The organism is Pedobacter sp. AC190, assembly GCF_979258025.1.
In genome coordinates this window covers 2,615,546-2,631,209 of sequence record NZ_OZ409824.1, presented here as the reverse complement: position 1 = coordinate 2,631,209, position 15,664 = coordinate 2,615,546, and the positions used below count along the sequence as shown (strand labels likewise).

The window sequence follows — 15,664 nt, the reverse complement described above, 5'->3', positions numbered from 1 at the left end:
ATGTCAGTTACTAACACTTCAGGCAGAAGAAAAACAGCTGTTGCACGTATCTACTTAAAAGATGGTGCTGGCGCAATTACCGTTAACGGTAAAGATCACAAAGTATATTTCCCAACTTTACCTTTGCAATATATCGTAAACCAGAGTTTAGAAGTTTCTGAACTTGTAGGTCGTTATGATATCACTGTAAACGTTCAAGGTGGTGGAGTAAAAGGACAAGCAGAAGCTGTTCGTTTAGCTATTGCTAAAGCGATTGTTGAACTAGATGCGGAGAAAAAACCTGCATTACGTGCTAAAGGCCTAATGACGCGTGATATGCGTATGGTTGAGCGTAAGAAACCAGGACGTGCTAAAGCTCGTAAGAAATTCCAATTCAGTAAACGTTAATCACAGGAGGCAAGAACAATGGCAAGAACAACTTATCAAGACTTATTGGATGCAGGTGTACACTTTGGTCACCTTACCCGTAAATGGAATCCAAAAATGGCTCCTTACATTTTCATGGAGCGTAATGGAATTCACATTATAGATTTAAATAAAACTTTAACTAAAACTGAAGAAGCTGCGGCTGCGATTAAACAAATCGTAAAATCAGGACGTAAAGTATTATTTGTTTCAACAAAAAAACAAGCAAAAGGAATCGTAGCTGAGCAAGCTAAAAAAGTAAACATGCCTTTCGTAACCGAGCGTTGGTTAGGTGGTATGTTAACTAACTTTGCTACAGTTCGTAAGTCAATTAAAAAGATGGTTACCATCGATAAAATGACTAAAGACGGTACTTATGCGATCTTATCTAAAAAAGAGCGTTTAATGATTCAACGTGAGCGTATTAAATTAGAATCACTTTTAGGTGGTATTGCTGATTTAAATCGTTTACCTGCAGCTTTATTCTTAATTGATGTTAAGAAAGAGCACATCGCAGTAACTGAAGCGTTAAAATTAAACATCCCAACTTTTGCGATGGTTGATACTAACTCTGATCCTTCTAACATCGATTTCCCTATTCCAGCGAATGATGATGCTACTAAATCAATCTCTTTAATTACTGATGTAATTATCAAAGCTATTGAAGAAGGTTTAGAAGAACGTAAACGCGAAAAAGATGATGAGGCTGAAAAAGAAGCAGTAGCAGCTAAAACTGCAGCAGATGCGCCAGAGGTTAAAGAACCAAGACGTAAAAAAACTGCTGAAGCAGAAGTTGAAGCACCTTCATCAGAAGAAACTAAAACAGAAGAATAGTAATATTTTTTAATTGCAGGTTACTGGTTTCAGGTTTTAAGTTGGCTTAACATGAGTTTAACTTTCGGCTTGTAACTTGTAACCTGTAATTGTTATAAACAAGATTGTAAAATTTAAAAAAGGAAATAAAATGTCTACAGTACAAATTACTGCCGCAGATGTAAACAAACTACGCCAACAAACTGGCGCTGGTATGATGGATTGCAAAAAAGCTTTAGTTGAAGCTAATGGCGATTTCGAAGCTGCTGTTGATTTATTGCGTAAAAAAGGTCAAAAAGTATCTGCCGCTCGTTCTGGTAATGCTACTTCTGAAGGTCTGGTATCAATCAATGTTTCAGCAGATGGCACAAATGGTAAATTAGTTGCTTTAGCTTGTGAAACTGAGCCAGTTTCTAAAGTTGAAGATTTCCGTAATTTAGCTCAAACTGTTTTAGCTGCTGCGGTTGCTAACAATCCTGCTTCTACTGAAGAATTATCAGCAATTACTTTGGAAGATGGACGTACAGTTGCCGAAACAATTACTGAATTAACTGGTAAAATCGGTGAGAAAATCGTTATTCAAGAATATGCAAATATCTCTGGCGAAAAAATCGTTTCTTATATCCACTCTAACGGTAAAATGGGTGTTTTAGTAGTATTTGAAGGTGCTAATGGTGTTGATATTACTGAAGCTGGTAAAGATGTTGCAATGCAAATTGCTGCAATGAACCCAGTTGCTGTTGATAAAGACGGTGTTGATCCTGCTACTATCGAGCGTGAAATCGAAATTGCTAAAGACGTAATCCGTCAAGAAGGCAAACCAGAAGAAATGGTTGAAAAAATCGCTGCTGGTAAATTAAACAAATTCTACAAAGACAGTACTTTATTAAACCAAGAGTTTGTTAAAGATGGTTCTGTAGATGTTCGTAAATTCTTAGACAACACGGCTAAAGGATTAACTGTAACAGCTTTCAAACGTGTTCAATTAGGAGCATAAGCATTAATAAAATATATTAAAATCCGTTCCGATGTTAAATTGGAACGGATTTTTTTTGTCTTTTCTTTTTTGAAAATTAAAGGTCATTGCTCTTCTGTAAATATAGTCCCGCTATTGTTTCAATCTTTTTGGCTTCTTCTTCCTTCCCCATATCGTTGTTGCCAGGAGGAACGAGGTGGTAATCTAAAACGATAACCAAACAAAAAGTATTTCCACGCTATCGGGTTTAAAAACAAAGGCGGTTACACAAAACTCAAAATTGGTTTCAACTTAGTAACTTAGGCCAGTAAAAAAACAAATCTTATGTTCAATATTTCAAATGCTAAATTTTACGATGGCGATAGTTTGCAAGAAAGAAAAAGCATTAAAATCGATCAAGGTAAAATCATTTCCATTGAATCATCGGAAGAAGATTCCAAAGTAGAATTTATTGTACCAGGTTTTATCGATTTACAAATTTATGGCAGCGGAGGACGATTATTTTCTGCAGATCCAACAGTAGAATCGCTTCAAATTATGGAAGATGATTTACTAAAGAAAGGCACTACAGGCTTTTTGGCTTGCATGGCCACAAATACACCCGAAGTTTTTAACGAGTGTATAAAGGCCGCGAAAGCGTATCAGTCATCTGCCAGAAATTTCTTAGGCTTACACCTAGAAGGACCTTTCTTAAATCCGAAACGTTTAGGCGCTCATGTTCCAGAATTTGTTCGTAAAGCATCTCTTGATGAAATTAAAGCACTTTTAGACTTCGGCGATGGCGTTATTAAAATGATGACAATTGCACCTGAATTGCAAGATGATGAAGTTATTCAATACTTAATTGATCATGATGTTGTAGTTTCTCTAGGGCACAGCAATGCAACTTTCGAGGAGGCAACCGCGGCTTATAACAAGGGCATTCAAACCACCACGCATTTGTTTAATGCGATGAGCCCAATTCACCATCGCGAGCCTGGGATACCAACAGCTGTTTTTAGTCATGATAAGGCTATGGCAAGTATTATAGCAGATGGCCAGCATTTAAACTTCGAAGTGATAAAATTCGCACAAAAACTTCTAAAAGAGCGTTTATTTTTAATTACTGATGCAGTTACAGAATGTTCAACAGGACCTTATCAGCATGTGGCCAATGGCGATAAATTTGTAATGCCCGACGGAACATTATCTGGTTCATCGTTAACCATGCTGCAGGCGGTTAAAAATTGTGTATCGCATTGCGATATAAGCTTAGTTGATGCTTTAAATATGGCAACAATTTACCCATCAAAATTAATTGCAATGAACAATTCAATCGGGAAAATTGATAAAGGTTTCCAGGCTAATATTTTGCTTCTCGATAAAGAATTAAACCTCAAAGAAGTCATATTTCAAGGAAAGCAGATATCAATCTAAATATTTACATCATTTGTTGCAAACCATAGCTAGGTATTAAAAAATTGTTAATATTTTTGAGGTCATGAAATACAAACGCATCCTACTAAAGCTTAGCGGCGAATCGCTAATGGGCGACAAACAATACGGTATTGATAATGAACGTGTTAAACAATATGCTGAAGATATTAAGGCAGTACACGACAAAGGACTCGAAATTGCAATTGTAATTGGTGGTGGAAATATTTTTAGAGGTCTTAGTGCCGAAAAAAGTGGGATGGACAGAGCACAAGCCGATTATATGGGCATGTTAGCTACTGTTATCAATTCTATGGCATTACAAGATGCGCTAGAAAAAGTTGGTATTAAAACCCGTTTACTTACTGCAATTAAAATGGAGCAGATATGCGAGCCATTTATCCGTAGAAGAGCTGTACGTCACTTAGAAAAAGGTCGTGTGGTAATTTTTGGCGCAGGAACAGGAAATCCATATTTCACAACAGATTCTGCTGCAGCATTAAGAGCAATTGAAATTAAAGCCGATGCTGTTTTAAAAGGAACAAGAGTTGATGGTATTTATACCGCCGACCCTGAAAAAGATGCTACAGCAACTAAATACGATGAAATTTCTTTCAGAGAAGTTTATGCTAAAGGATTAAATGTTATGGATATGACAGCATTTACTTTATGCGAAGAAAACCAAGTTCCGATTATTGTGTTTGATATGAATAAGCATGGCAATTTTATGAAAATTGCAAATGGCGAACCAATTGGTACTTTGGTTAAGTAACCGTTTAAAAAAATTATTATTTTTGTAGAAATACACACAATTATGAACGACCTCATACAATTACAATTAATGGATGCTCAATCTGCAATGGATAAAGCAATCGATCATTGTGAAGCTGAATTGACTAAAATTAGAGCTGGTAAAGCATCCGCAGGAATGCTGGATGGTATTTTTGTAGATTACTATGGTGCATCTACAGCATTATCACAAGTTGCAAGCATTAACACTCCAGATGCGAGAACTATTGTTATTCAACCTTGGGAAAAAGCACTTTTAACGGTTATAGAAAAAGCTATTCAGGTAGCTAATATTGGCATTAACCCACAAAACGACGGTATTGTTATTCGTTTAGTTGTACCACCTTTAACAGAAGAAAGAAGAAAAGACCTGGTTAAAAAGGTAAAAGAAGAAGCAGAACGTGGCCGTATTACGGTTCGTAATATCCGTAAAGATGCGAACACCAAAATTCAAAAATTAAAAGGTGAAAGTGTTTCGGATGACGAAATTAAAACTGGCGAAGGTGAAGTTCAGAAATTAACTGACGCTTATATTATCAAGGTTGATAAGCACGCTGAAGCAAAAGAAAAGGATGTAATGACTGTTTAACGTTAATACTTTATATTTAAACAAAAAAGGAACAGTTTATAACTGTTCCTTTTTTGTTTAAGCTCTTTTTAAAGTAGAACCTCTTACATTTAATAAAGCAGGCAACGTAACCTGCTTGTGTTCTAATGCCTTAATATCTCCATTGAGCTTTGACAGCAAGATTTTCATGATGTTATCTGCAATTTCTTCAATAGGCTGTGCAATAGCGGTAATTGGCGGATTATAGAATTCCAGCAATTCAAAATCATCAAAAGATAGAACTGCAATTTTATTTAAGGTGTTAATATCTAACTGCCTGAAAGCACGCAAACCCTCCATACAAATATAGTTAGCAGCAAAAATTACAGCATCTAGCTTTGTATTACTTTTAACAAAAGTTGTTATTTCTTTAATTGAATTCTCAGAATTTTTGTATTCAATCTTTAATATACTCTTTTTAAAGCCATTCTCTTCAATTGATTTTTCGTAACCGAGCAAACGATCTAACATTTGCTGCTGCTCAGTTTCGATAGTTACGAAACCAATGTTTTTATAACCATTTTCAACAAGATGCTGTGTGGCCCTAAAAACGCTTTCATCATTATTTGTTACCACATAATCGCTTTCCATTCCTGGCACATAACGATCAAAAAGCACCACAGGAACTTCAGTTTTAATTAACCTTTCTACCTCAGCTTCGAGGCCTTCTGGTAATGCAATAACATAACCATCTACATGTCTGTCTCTAAAAATCTGAAGTAATTCCTTTGCCTTTTCATTATTATTTCGCGTACTGCTAAAAAGAATTTTATAGCCATGCTCTGATGCTTTTTCATCAATTAATCGGGCAATTCTGGAAAAAAAAGGCTCAGAGATATCATCAACTAAAAAACCTATAATTTTCGACTTCCCTGTTCTTAAACTCTTAGCCAATGAGTTGGGTTGATAACCCCATTCTGCTACAAGATCTAAAACCCTTTTAGCAACAGCAACACTAATATTTTTTTCTTTTGCTTTGCCGTTTATTACAAATGAAACCGTTGTAGAAGAGATTTTAAGTTCATCTGCGATATCTTTAATTTTTATTTTTGTAGTCATTAATTTTGGGCAACGTTAATAATGAACGGAATATAGTGAAATATTTATTTACAGATCAAAAATTTAACAGAATGCCTATAAAAAGAAAAAGAGCAACCTATCCAGGATTGCTCAATTAACTAACTTATTATTCATAAAAAATGCTGTTGGGGAAGGAGTCGAACCTTCAAGGGGTAGTTAGCTACAGTTCAAAAAATTAATTGTGGTCAACCCAATAAACTGCGTTTGTCCCATTATTCCCCACCACCGAGACAAGGAGGCGTGTCTGCCAATTTCACCACCCAACATTATTAACTAAGTTATAAATGATACATTTTAAGTAATAAGTAAGGTTTCAAAATATGAAACGTAAAACTTATAACTTCGAACTTATAACTTTAGTGCTGTAGGGGAAGGAATCGAACCTTCAAGGAGTGGTTAGCCATTGCTGGTTTTCCCATTATTCTCCGCCACCGAGACAAGGAGGTGTGTCTGCCTGTTTCACCACCCTACATTATGTTAAACAATTTTTAAAGAACGTTCCCTTTTTGTTAATTGCTTGATACAAATGTAAAGGAACATCCAATACCTTGCAAATTTTTTAATCATTTAATTTTATTTTTATAATATTGATAATTTTTACTAAATTTGCTTGACAGAATTAGAAAATATGCTTAAAAAAGACAATTCCAATTTAGAAATTGACAACCTAGACATTGATATTTTAAAACAATTGATGCAGGATGCCACAAAACCTTATACAGAGATTGCTAAAGATCTGATTGTTTCGGGCGGTACAATTCATGTTAGAATGAAAAAACTGCAGGAAATGGGTATTATTAAGGGTTCGCACTTAATTATTGACCCGCAAAAGGCTGGATATGATATTTGCGCATTTTTAGGGATTTACTTAGAGAAAGGAATTCAATATAAAGATGCCGTAGCGCAGCTAAGTAAAATAAAAGAAGTAGTCGAGTTGCATTACACTACTGGATCTTACAGTATGTTCGCCAAAATTATCTGTAGAGATACAAACCATTTACGCCATGTTTTAAATGAGGAAATACAAGCCGTTAATGGAATTCAGCGTACGGAAACTTTAATATCGTTAGAAGAGAGTATTAAACGCCAGATTGAATTAGGGTAGAAAGATTAAAGCTGAAAGCATAAGCAACATAAGTCTCTTAAAGTTTGAGGTATTTAAACTGTTTATAATTGCAGAATTTTTTCCTTTTAGACCCGATTGTAGTGAGCACGAAGCCACAGCTTTTTTAGCTGTGGTGCAGTAAAACGGAAAGCGGGAACAAACTTTAATAGTTGCAAAACCTTGCTCTTAGAATAAATTTATTTCAATAATTGATAGGCAATTAATGCTGCAAAGTAGGCCATTGCCGTCATATAAACCAATTGAATTACTGGCCATTTCCAGCCTTTTGTTTCGCGGTAAACGATAGCAACGGTACTCATGCATTGCATGGCAAAAGCATAAAACAGCATTAACGATATACCTGTTGCAAAGCTGTAAACAGGCAAACCTGTTCTACTGTTCATTGAAGCGGCCATACGCTCTCTTATTGTTGTGGTATCTTCATCGCCGCCATCTACACTGTAAATTGTCGCCATAGTACCAACAAATGCTTCTCGGGCAGCAAAAGAGGTAATTAAACCGATACCAATCTTCCAATCGTAACCTAAAGGGCGAATTCCAGGTTCAATCCAATGACCTAATATCCCGACATAAGAATTTTCTAGTTTTTCGGTTGCCACTAAAGTGCTGATGTGATCGGTATTTTTGGTGGTATCAGCTAATGCTGAAGCGTATTTTTTATCGATATTTTCAAATCTATTTCCTGGGCCAAATGATGCCATTACCCAAAGAATTATTGAAATGGCTATAATTACCTTACCAGCTTCGAAAACAAAGGTTTTGGATTTCTCGTACATGGTGTACAAAACATTTTTCCAACGAGGCATACGGTACACAGGCAATTCCATTATAAAATAAGAACGCTCCTTTGTTTTGATGATCAGTTTCATAACCCAAGCCACCAAAACCGCAGCAATTATACCGACCAGATACATAATCATAAGGGCTAACCCTTGTAGATTAAAAATACCAAATACGTGATCTGGAGGAACAATTAAGGAGATAATTAGAATATAAACTGGCAACCTAGCCGAGCAACTTACCAAAGGTGTTACCATAATGGTTATCATTCGGTCTTTCCAGTTTTCAATATTTCTGGCTGCCATAATCGAAGGAACGGCACAAGCCAAACCACCAATCATTGGTACTACTGATTTCCCGTTTAAGCCAACTTTACTCATCACCTTATCCATCATAAAGGTAACTCTGGCCATATATCCAGTATCTTCCAAAATTGAAATAAAGGCAAAAAGAATAGCAATTTGTGGGATAAAAACAAAAATACCACCCAAACCTGCAACAACACCGTCCAATACTAAATCGGTAAGCATTCCTGCTGGTAAATACTGGTGCCCTAATTCTGTTATGAAACCAAAACCTGCCTCAATTAAATCCATTGGGTAAGTTGACCAGGCAAAAATTGCATTGAAAATTACAAAAAGTATCAGTAAGAAAACTGCAAAGCCCCAAACTTTGTGCGTTAAAACCGCATCTAATTTATCGCTTAAGGTAAATTTTTTCGCCGCCCCATTATCCGAAACTACGCCCGAAAGGATTGTACCTAAATACTTGTAACGGGCAATGGTTTCTGCAGCCTGAATTTTTGATGATTCGAAATTATTCGATACTTCAATTGCTTCAATCTCCTCCTGTTCCTTTTCGGTAAAGAAATTTAAATATTCATGCTGATGCAAAACCTGCAAAGCATAATAATCGTTATCAGAATTAAGTTTTGTTTTAATTGCATTAATTGCCTCGGGTGCTAATACATTTACATCAACATCTTGAAATTGAGTTGCAACTTTGTTTGTATTGGCAATTGCCTGCTTTAATTTATCGATACCAATATTGTTTCTGGCCGAAATTGAAACGACCTGAATACCTAGTTTATTAGCCAATTTATCTAAATCGATTTCAATACCCTGCTTTTCAGAAAGGTCGATCATATTTAGCGCTAAAACCATTGGAATACCTAAATCTGCCACTTGCGAATACAGCAATAGGTTACGTTTAAGATTTGATGCATCAGCAATCAACACAACTACGTCAGGGAAACTTTTATTGCTTTTATCAGCTAAAACTTGAAATACAATACTTTCATCAGCACTTTTTGGATATAAACTATAGGTACCTGGCAAATCGATAATCTCGGCTGCTTTACCATCGGCAAGCTTCATGTAACCAGTCTTTTTATCGACCGTTATCCCCGGAAAATTTCCAATTTTTTGGTTTAACCCAGTTAAACGGTTAAACAAAGTAGATTTACCTGTATTGGGATTACCAACTAATGCAACTTTAATATCCAAACCAGCTTATTTATTGAATGATGATGACATCAGCCTCGCTTTTACGCAAACAAAGCTGATAACCTGCAACCCGAATGGCCATCGGATCTCCAAGCGGAGCAAAACGCTCAACTTCTACAACCTCGCCAGGTAAGCAACCCATCTCCATTAGCTTAACAGATAAATCTAAATCTGTAAACGCTACGATTGTTCCTTTTTCTCCAACTTTTAGGTGTGAAAGTTTCATGTATTAAATTTGGCTGCAAGGTAGCCTTTCTTTAGATTTATTCCAAATAAGCAGCTTTGATTTATGTCACTTTTTAAACGAATTACCTTGAAATGATTTAATTTCTTCTACCACCACCACCACCAAAACCTCCACCACGACTACCACCTTCTCGTTGCATATTGTTGCGGTTTTTACCGCCCATACGATTAAGTGTATAGGTAAATGAAAACATGAAATAACGTTGCAAAACATTATAACTCACGTCTTGGATGGTGTTGTTATTGGCAGTCCTTGTTATACCCTGATTCTCGTTTAGTAAATCATTAACCGCAGCTTTGAAAGTTCCTCTGTTTTTGAAAAACTGTTTGCTGATGTAAGAATTAATTAAGGTAAAGTGCGTATCGAAGCCTTCGCCTCTTCCAGTGTTTTGGTTATAATCAGCATCAATAGACCAACGGATTTCGCCAGGAAACATATAGCTTATACTAATATTCGGACTGAAGGTATAATATCTGGTATTAGATTTTGGCTGAATAGAATAAGTTGCTCTATTAATCGAGCCGTTAACACCAGCCGTTAAATCAAGTTTATCTAAATTGGAAACCAAGCGGTAACCGTTTGTAATTGCCCAGCTATTGGTTATGTTTTTTAACGAATTCGTGAAGTTTACATCGCGATCATAGTTTCCACTAACACTGATGTGAAAATTAAGCTTGTTCTCTACCATTAATGGTAAACTTAAAGATGAAGAAATACTACCCGAATATGTACCACTTACGTTTACAGGCAAAATGGCTAGTTTGCCCTGGTTAAGCCCACTTTGAATTAAACTACTGCTATTGGCTATTTTATTCGAGGTTTGGGTTAAGTTTAAATTCACAAATAACGACCTGTTTTTTCCAACCGTAAAAGTATTATAGGCAACACGAAGACTATTATTAAATTCTGGCTTTAAATCGGGATTACCGACTGGTATGCTTTGTGTATTCGTATTATTAGGAATTGGCTGTAATTGATTTATTGTAGGTTGATTGGTACTTCCACGATAGTTAATTACCAATCGTTTACTATTGCTAAAATTATATCGATACATGGCAGAAGGCGTATAGTTAAATACGTTTTGCTTCAGCACATAATTTTGAGTGATGTTATCATTTGTTCTATCTGTATTTTGAACCGCCATTCCCAGGTTCCAATTATATTTTTTACCGTTTCCATTAAAGCTGAAACCTGCGGTATTGGTTAATATGGTGTTTTCGTAAGAGTTGCTATAAGTTAAATCAAGCAAATCGTATTGCAACGTTGCAGGGTTAAAGTTATAGGTATATCTATCGGATGTATTATGGTTATAACCGTTTTGATAATTAAATTCTAAGTTTAGAGATTTAGATATTGGTTCTGTATAAACTAGTCTCGAATTCTGATTTATTGACGATGAATTCTGATCGTTAAACTGGTTAGTAACCTTTTGTGTGGTAACGCCTCCATTTAATGTATTGTCTACAATATTATTATAATTGTCAGCATTGCCATCATTAATACTGGTATTAAAATTTAGCGATAAGGTACGGCCTCTTCTTTTAAACTTTCTTCGCAGTAAAATATTATTGTTTATGGTAGGTGTGGTATTTTGGTTTTGTAAAGATTGATTTCCGTTGGTAGTATAGGTGCTGTAATCTCTAGTATAAACGCTATTATTTAAACTCGAGTTATTGGTATAGCTTATGGTTGGCTGAATACGTAATGATGTTAAAGAATCGATTTTAGTATCAACCATAAAGTTTAAACGATGATTTAACCGATCGGAAGTATTATCCTGTTTATTGTTAAAAACAGTGGTTATATCGCCTAGCAAATTTTGAGTTACACTATTTCTTTGAATCAGATTTTCAGTTTTATTGAAAAAGTAGCTGGCGCTGATTTGTGTTGCATCGGCATAGGTATCGGCAAAATTAAAACCAACTGCATTCGTATTGGTAAGCCCCGAACTTCTACCCCCACTGCCGCCGTTGCCGCCTAATCCTCCACCAAAATTCTGCTTGTTTACATTATTAAACTGAGCAACAACACTCATTTGCTGATCTCTGTTAAATCGGTTAACATTCGCATTTACATCGTACCGATCGTCAGAGCCATAACCAACACTACTATTACCAAAATAACCGTTCTTTTTATCCTTACGTGTTGTTATGTTGATGATTTTGGTTCTCGCTCCATCATCTACGCCAGTAAACTGTGCCTGATCCGAAAGCTCATCAATGATTTGAATTTTATCAACCATATCAGCAGGCAAATTCTTCGTAGCCAGCAAAGGGTCGTTACCAAAAAATTCTTTCCCATCAACCTTAATTTTTGTGATGGTTTCTCCCTGAGCTTTTACAGCTCCTGATTTATCCACTTCAACACCTGGTAATTTTTTCAATAAATCTTCTACAGCTGCATTTTCTACGGTTTTAAAAGAACTGGCATTAAACTCCAAAGTATCTTTTTTTACCACTATCGGCGGAACTTCAGCTTTAATCTCTACCGTTTGTAAATCAAAAGAATCGCCATCCAAACCAACATCGCCTAAGTTTATATCGGGTTTTTCTGTGGAAATTACAAAATCCTTATTCGAATTTTTTAAACCTAAAAAAGCTGCATACAAACGATAAGCACCAGGCTGAAGATTTTTAAAAGTGAACTTCCCATCCTCACTGGTTGTGCTTGCGCCAATAACGCTTGAATCTTTAAGGCTTTTTACTGCTATCGATGCATAATCAATAGGTTTTTTATCTTTTGATTGAACAACCCGTCCACTAACTGAACCCACCTTCTGTTGGGCATAAATAAAAGAGCACGAAACAAGTAACAGGCAGGTAAAAAGTATCTTCATTTGGTTAATTTGAGTAGTCTTTATTTATGACTGCTAACTTAAGTTAAGGTTTGTTTTTATCATGGTAACAATTGAAATACATTTTGCCCTAAAAACAAAAATAGCTTCCTGATTTGAATCAAGAAGCTATTTTTTAATTATTTAAATAGACTAAAATCTCATACGCTGACCGCCACCTTGACCAGGAGCTCCAGGCATTTGAACATCATTACCAATGTTACGGCCTCCAATACGAGTTAACGAATAAGTGAAAGAGAACATATAATAACGTTTTAATACATTATAATTTAAATCGGTAATCGTATTTGCTGTTGCCGTACGACTTATACCTTGATTCTGATTCAACGCATCATTTACTGCAATTTTGAAAGTACCGCGGTTTTTAAAGAACTGGCGACTGATATAAGAGTTTACAATTGTATATTCTGTATTGAAAGCCTCCCCACGGCCTGTATTTTTAAAATAATCTAAGTCAATTGCTAAACGGATATTTCCAGGTAACACGTAAGAAACATCAAAGCTTGGATTTATGGTATAAAACTTATTATCAGAATTTGGTTGAGCAGAATAAGTTGCACTAGTCACTGTACCGCCAATACCTGCTGTTATATCCCATTTATCCAAATTGGTAACAAAACGATATGTATTTCCTAAACTCCAGTTATTGGTAATGTTATTTACACCACTCGTAATGTTAGTACCTTTAGAATAAGTTCCAGTTAAAGTTGCATTTAAGTTTAACTTGTTATTTGGGATAATTGGTTGACCTAAAACAACATTTGCGTTACCACTGTAATTACCATCAACATTAACGTAGGTTGATGCAATTTTACCATAATTTGGATCATTTACATCGTCTACAGATCGTTGACTTGAAGCAAATGCATTAAAAGTTTGTGTTAAGTTTAAAAACACAGCAAAGAAACGCATTTTAGCAAAAGCAAAGTTGTTATATCTTACACTCAACGTATTGTTAAACGCTGGCTTTAAATTCGGATTACCTAAAATTACAGATTGTGTATTTGAGTTATCAGGAATTGGTTGAATCTGATCAATAGTAGGTTGCTGAGTAGTTCCTCTATAGTTAACGGATAACCTTTTGCTGTTGCTGAAGTTATATCTGAATTGAGCTGATGGTGTTAAGTTCACAAAGTTTTGGGTAAATACCGCTCCTGTACTTAAGTTCGTATTCTCCCTATGTGTTTGCTGACCTGCAACACCAATGTTCCAGTTGTATTTTTTTTGATTTACAGTATAGCTTAAGCCAGCTGCATTGGTTAACGTCTGGTTTTCATAATGATTTGAATAGGTATTATCTACCAAATCAAAGTTGCCTGTTATTGAATTGAAATTAAAAACATTACGATCTGATGTACTGTTGTTAATCCCATTCTGATAGTTTAACTCCAAACTGGTTGTTTTAGATAAAGGTTCTGTGTAAACCACTCGGGTTGTATTGGTAATATTGTGACTACTCAAGTCATTTAACTGGTTGGTTAATTTTTGAGTGGTTACTCCATTAATCGTATTGTTATCTAAAATATAATTGATGTTATCAGAGTTACTATCGTTGATCGAAGTATTAACATTTAAAGATAGAGTACGGCCTCTACGTTGAAACTTTTTACGGACCAAAATATTATTGGTAATTACAGGAGTAGAGTTCTTAGTTGTATAGCTCTGGTTACCTACAGTATTCGAAGTACCTGAAGCTACAGCGTTATTCCTTACGTAATCATTTAAAGTTAATCCATCATTTTCAGTATAAGCAATGTTTGGTTGAATTTTGATACTGGTAGAAGAATCTAGCTTAGTATCAATCATAAAATTAAATCTATGATTTAACTTATCGCTATTGCTGTTTAAGTAATTATTTACATTTTGAGAACTGTTGCCTAACAAAGTTTGTGTATTGCTGGTTTGCTCATTAAATACTGAAGATTTATTAAAGAAATAACTTCCTTGAATTTGAGTACCATCTTTGTAGGTATCGCCGAAGTTCAACCCTGCTGCATTGGTTGTTGTAATGCCACCTCCACCAGAAGTTGTAGCTCCGCCACCACCAAAACCACGACCACCGCCTCCGCCGCCTCCAAATCCGTTACCCTGGCCGCCACCGCCACCGAAGTTTTGCTTATTTACATTATTAAACTGACCAATAAAACTGAACTGCTGGTCGTTATTAAACTTATTTACGTTCAAACTTGCATCATAACGGTCGTTCGTACCGTAGCCAACCGTACTATTTCCAAAGTAGCCTTTTTTCATGCCGCTTTTAGTAGTAATGTTTAATATTTTGGTTCTTGTTCCATCGTCAATTCCTGTAAATTGTGCTTGTTCAGATAATTCATCAATTACTTGAATTTTATCCACCATATCTGCAGGAAGATTCTTTGTAGCCAATAATGGATCACTCCCAAAAAACTCTTTACCATCTACCTTTACTCTGGTAACCGTTTCTCCACCAGCCTTAATACTACCGTCTTTCGCCACTTCAACGCCTGGTAGTTTCTTTAAAACATCTTCTACCACTGCATTTTCACGTACTTTAACCGATTTAGCATCGTATTCTAAAGTATCTTTCTTAACCACAACAGTCGGTACCTGTGCGGTAACATTTACATCGTTAAGGTTTAAGCCATCATCAGCCATTGCAATATCACCTGTATTTACAGCAGCCTTGGCTACGGTGATTGTTTTATTTGTAGTTTTTAAGCCTAAGAATGCAGCAATTACCCTGTAATTTCCAGCAGGGATATTTTTGAATGAGAATGTTCCATCAGGATTTGTTTGTCCGCTTGCAACTATGCTCGAATCTTTTAAACTTTTAACAGCTATTGTGGCAAAATCAACAGGCTTTTTATCTTTGGCATTAATTACACGGCCATTAACTGAACCTGTATTCTGCGCATTTGCGAAGTATCCACAAAAAATAAGAACAAGAAATATTGCTCTTTGAACGTAAATTTTCATCAAGAATCTAAATATAATTATTACTAAACTAAGCTATCAGACTATAGGAATAGGGAAAGGTTTGTTAAGCAGTGTTAAAAACTTGGTAACATTTTAAATACAGCGCCAAAATCC

The 15,664-nt window shown here is 35.6% G+C and carries 12 protein-coding genes and 2 tRNA genes; 7 read left to right on the top strand and 7 right to left on the bottom strand.

Features of this window, described 5'->3' with window-relative positions:
* From rpsI to frr, 6 genes are all read left to right on the top strand, one after another.
* Entirely contained in the window at positions 1-387 is a 387-nt protein-coding gene (rpsI, locus tag ACZZZI_RS11565; protein ID WP_029279076.1) for a 30S ribosomal protein S9, read from the top strand.
* An 18-nt stretch (positions 388-405) separates the two neighbouring features.
* A complete protein-coding gene (gene rpsB / locus ACZZZI_RS11560; protein WP_316755348.1) occupies positions 406-1,239 on the top strand; it encodes a 30S ribosomal protein S2 in 834 nt (277 codons plus the stop codon).
* 130 nt (positions 1,240-1,369) lie between these two features.
* Positions 1,370-2,215, top strand: a complete 846-nt coding sequence (gene tsf, locus ACZZZI_RS11555) for a translation elongation factor Ts (protein WP_316755346.1) — start codon at positions 1,370-1,372, stop codon at positions 2,213-2,215.
* A gap of 303 nt (positions 2,216-2,518) precedes the next feature.
* A complete protein-coding gene (nagA, locus tag ACZZZI_RS11550) occupies positions 2,519-3,610 on the top strand; it encodes an N-acetylglucosamine-6-phosphate deacetylase (RefSeq protein WP_463489497.1) in 1,092 nt (363 codons plus the stop codon).
* 64 nt (positions 3,611-3,674) lie between these two features.
* Positions 3,675-4,379 carry a UMP kinase gene (gene pyrH, locus ACZZZI_RS11545; protein ID WP_316755342.1) on the top strand — a complete coding sequence of 235 codons (705 nt, stop codon included), beginning with the start codon at positions 3,675-3,677 and terminating at the stop codon, positions 4,377-4,379.
* Between the two features lie 42 nt (positions 4,380-4,421).
* Entirely contained in the window at positions 4,422-4,985 is a 564-nt protein-coding gene (gene frr / locus ACZZZI_RS11540) for a ribosome recycling factor (protein WP_316755340.1), read from the top strand.
* A gap of 57 nt (positions 4,986-5,042) precedes the next feature.
* Here frr and ACZZZI_RS11535 read toward each other — a convergent pair whose 3' ends face one another.
* The 3 genes from ACZZZI_RS11535 to ACZZZI_RS11525 all read right to left on the bottom strand — a co-directional run bounded on the left by ACZZZI_RS11535 (position 5,043) and on the right by ACZZZI_RS11525 (position 6,555).
* Positions 5,043-6,062, bottom strand: a complete 1,020-nt coding sequence (locus ACZZZI_RS11535) for a LacI family DNA-binding transcriptional regulator (protein WP_463489496.1) — start codon at positions 6,060-6,062, stop codon at positions 5,043-5,045.
* A 143-nt stretch (positions 6,063-6,205) separates the two neighbouring features.
* A tRNA-Asp gene (locus ACZZZI_RS11530) sits at positions 6,206-6,349 on the bottom strand.
* 96 nt (positions 6,350-6,445) lie between these two features.
* Positions 6,446-6,555: transfer RNA gene (locus ACZZZI_RS11525), tRNA-Asp, on the bottom strand.
* A gap of 156 nt (positions 6,556-6,711) precedes the next feature.
* On the opposite strand from ACZZZI_RS11525, the gene ACZZZI_RS11520 reads away from it, so the two are divergent.
* On the top strand, positions 6,712-7,188 hold the full coding sequence (locus ACZZZI_RS11520) for an Lrp/AsnC ligand binding domain-containing protein (RefSeq protein ID WP_056848148.1): 477 nt from the start codon (positions 6,712-6,714) through the stop codon (positions 7,186-7,188).
* Positions 7,189-7,385: 197 nt separating this feature from the next.
* Here ACZZZI_RS11520 and feoB read toward each other — a convergent pair whose 3' ends face one another.
* The 4 genes from feoB to ACZZZI_RS11500 all read right to left on the bottom strand — a co-directional run bounded on the left by feoB (position 7,386) and on the right by ACZZZI_RS11500 (position 15,550).
* Positions 7,386-9,494 carry a ferrous iron transport protein B gene (gene feoB, locus ACZZZI_RS11515; protein ID WP_424056978.1) on the bottom strand — a complete coding sequence of 703 codons (2,109 nt, stop codon included), beginning with the start codon at positions 9,492-9,494 and terminating at the stop codon, positions 7,386-7,388.
* 10 nt (positions 9,495-9,504) lie between these two features.
* Positions 9,505-9,720: a FeoA family protein gene (locus tag ACZZZI_RS11510; RefSeq protein ID WP_316755335.1), complete on the bottom strand. Its 216-nt coding sequence runs from the start codon at positions 9,718-9,720 to the stop codon at positions 9,505-9,507.
* A gap of 97 nt (positions 9,721-9,817) precedes the next feature.
* Positions 9,818-12,577: an outer membrane beta-barrel protein gene (locus tag ACZZZI_RS11505; RefSeq protein WP_463489495.1), complete on the bottom strand. Its 2,760-nt coding sequence runs from the start codon at positions 12,575-12,577 to the stop codon at positions 9,818-9,820.
* Positions 12,578-12,727: 150 nt separating this feature from the next.
* On the bottom strand, positions 12,728-15,550 hold the full coding sequence (locus tag ACZZZI_RS11500; RefSeq protein ID WP_316755331.1) for an outer membrane beta-barrel protein: 2,823 nt from the start codon (positions 15,548-15,550) through the stop codon (positions 12,728-12,730).
* Between the last annotated feature and the right edge of the window lie 114 nt (positions 15,551-15,664).

Bases quoted from the DNA above. Each gene is read 5' to 3' on its own strand.
- ACZZZI_RS11520 (WP_056848148.1), top strand. From the start codon at position 6,712: ATGCTTAAAAAAGACAATTCCAATTTAGAAATTGACAACCTAGACATT.
- ACZZZI_RS11500 (WP_316755331.1), bottom strand. From the start codon at position 15,550: ATGAAAATTTACGTTCAAAGAGCAATATTTCTTGTTCTTATTTTTTGT.
- ACZZZI_RS11535 (WP_463489496.1), bottom strand. From the start codon at position 6,062: ATGACTACAAAAATAAAAATTAAAGATATCGCAGATGAACTTAAAATC.
- nagA (WP_463489497.1), top strand. From the start codon at position 2,519: ATGTTCAATATTTCAAATGCTAAATTTTACGATGGCGATAGTTTGCAA.
- frr (WP_316755340.1), top strand. From the start codon at position 4,422: ATGAACGACCTCATACAATTACAATTAATGGATGCTCAATCTGCAATG.
- rpsB (WP_316755348.1), top strand. From the start codon at position 406: ATGGCAAGAACAACTTATCAAGACTTATTGGATGCAGGTGTACACTTT.
- pyrH (WP_316755342.1), top strand. From the start codon at position 3,675: ATGAAATACAAACGCATCCTACTAAAGCTTAGCGGCGAATCGCTAATG.
- rpsI (WP_029279076.1), top strand. From the start codon at position 1: ATGTCAGTTACTAACACTTCAGGCAGAAGAAAAACAGCTGTTGCACGT.
- ACZZZI_RS11510 (WP_316755335.1), bottom strand. From the start codon at position 9,720: ATGAAACTTTCACACCTAAAAGTTGGAGAAAAAGGAACAATCGTAGCG.
- ACZZZI_RS11505 (WP_463489495.1), bottom strand. From the start codon at position 12,577: ATGAAGATACTTTTTACCTGCCTGTTACTTGTTTCGTGCTCTTTTATT.
- tsf (WP_316755346.1), top strand. From the start codon at position 1,370: ATGTCTACAGTACAAATTACTGCCGCAGATGTAAACAAACTACGCCAA.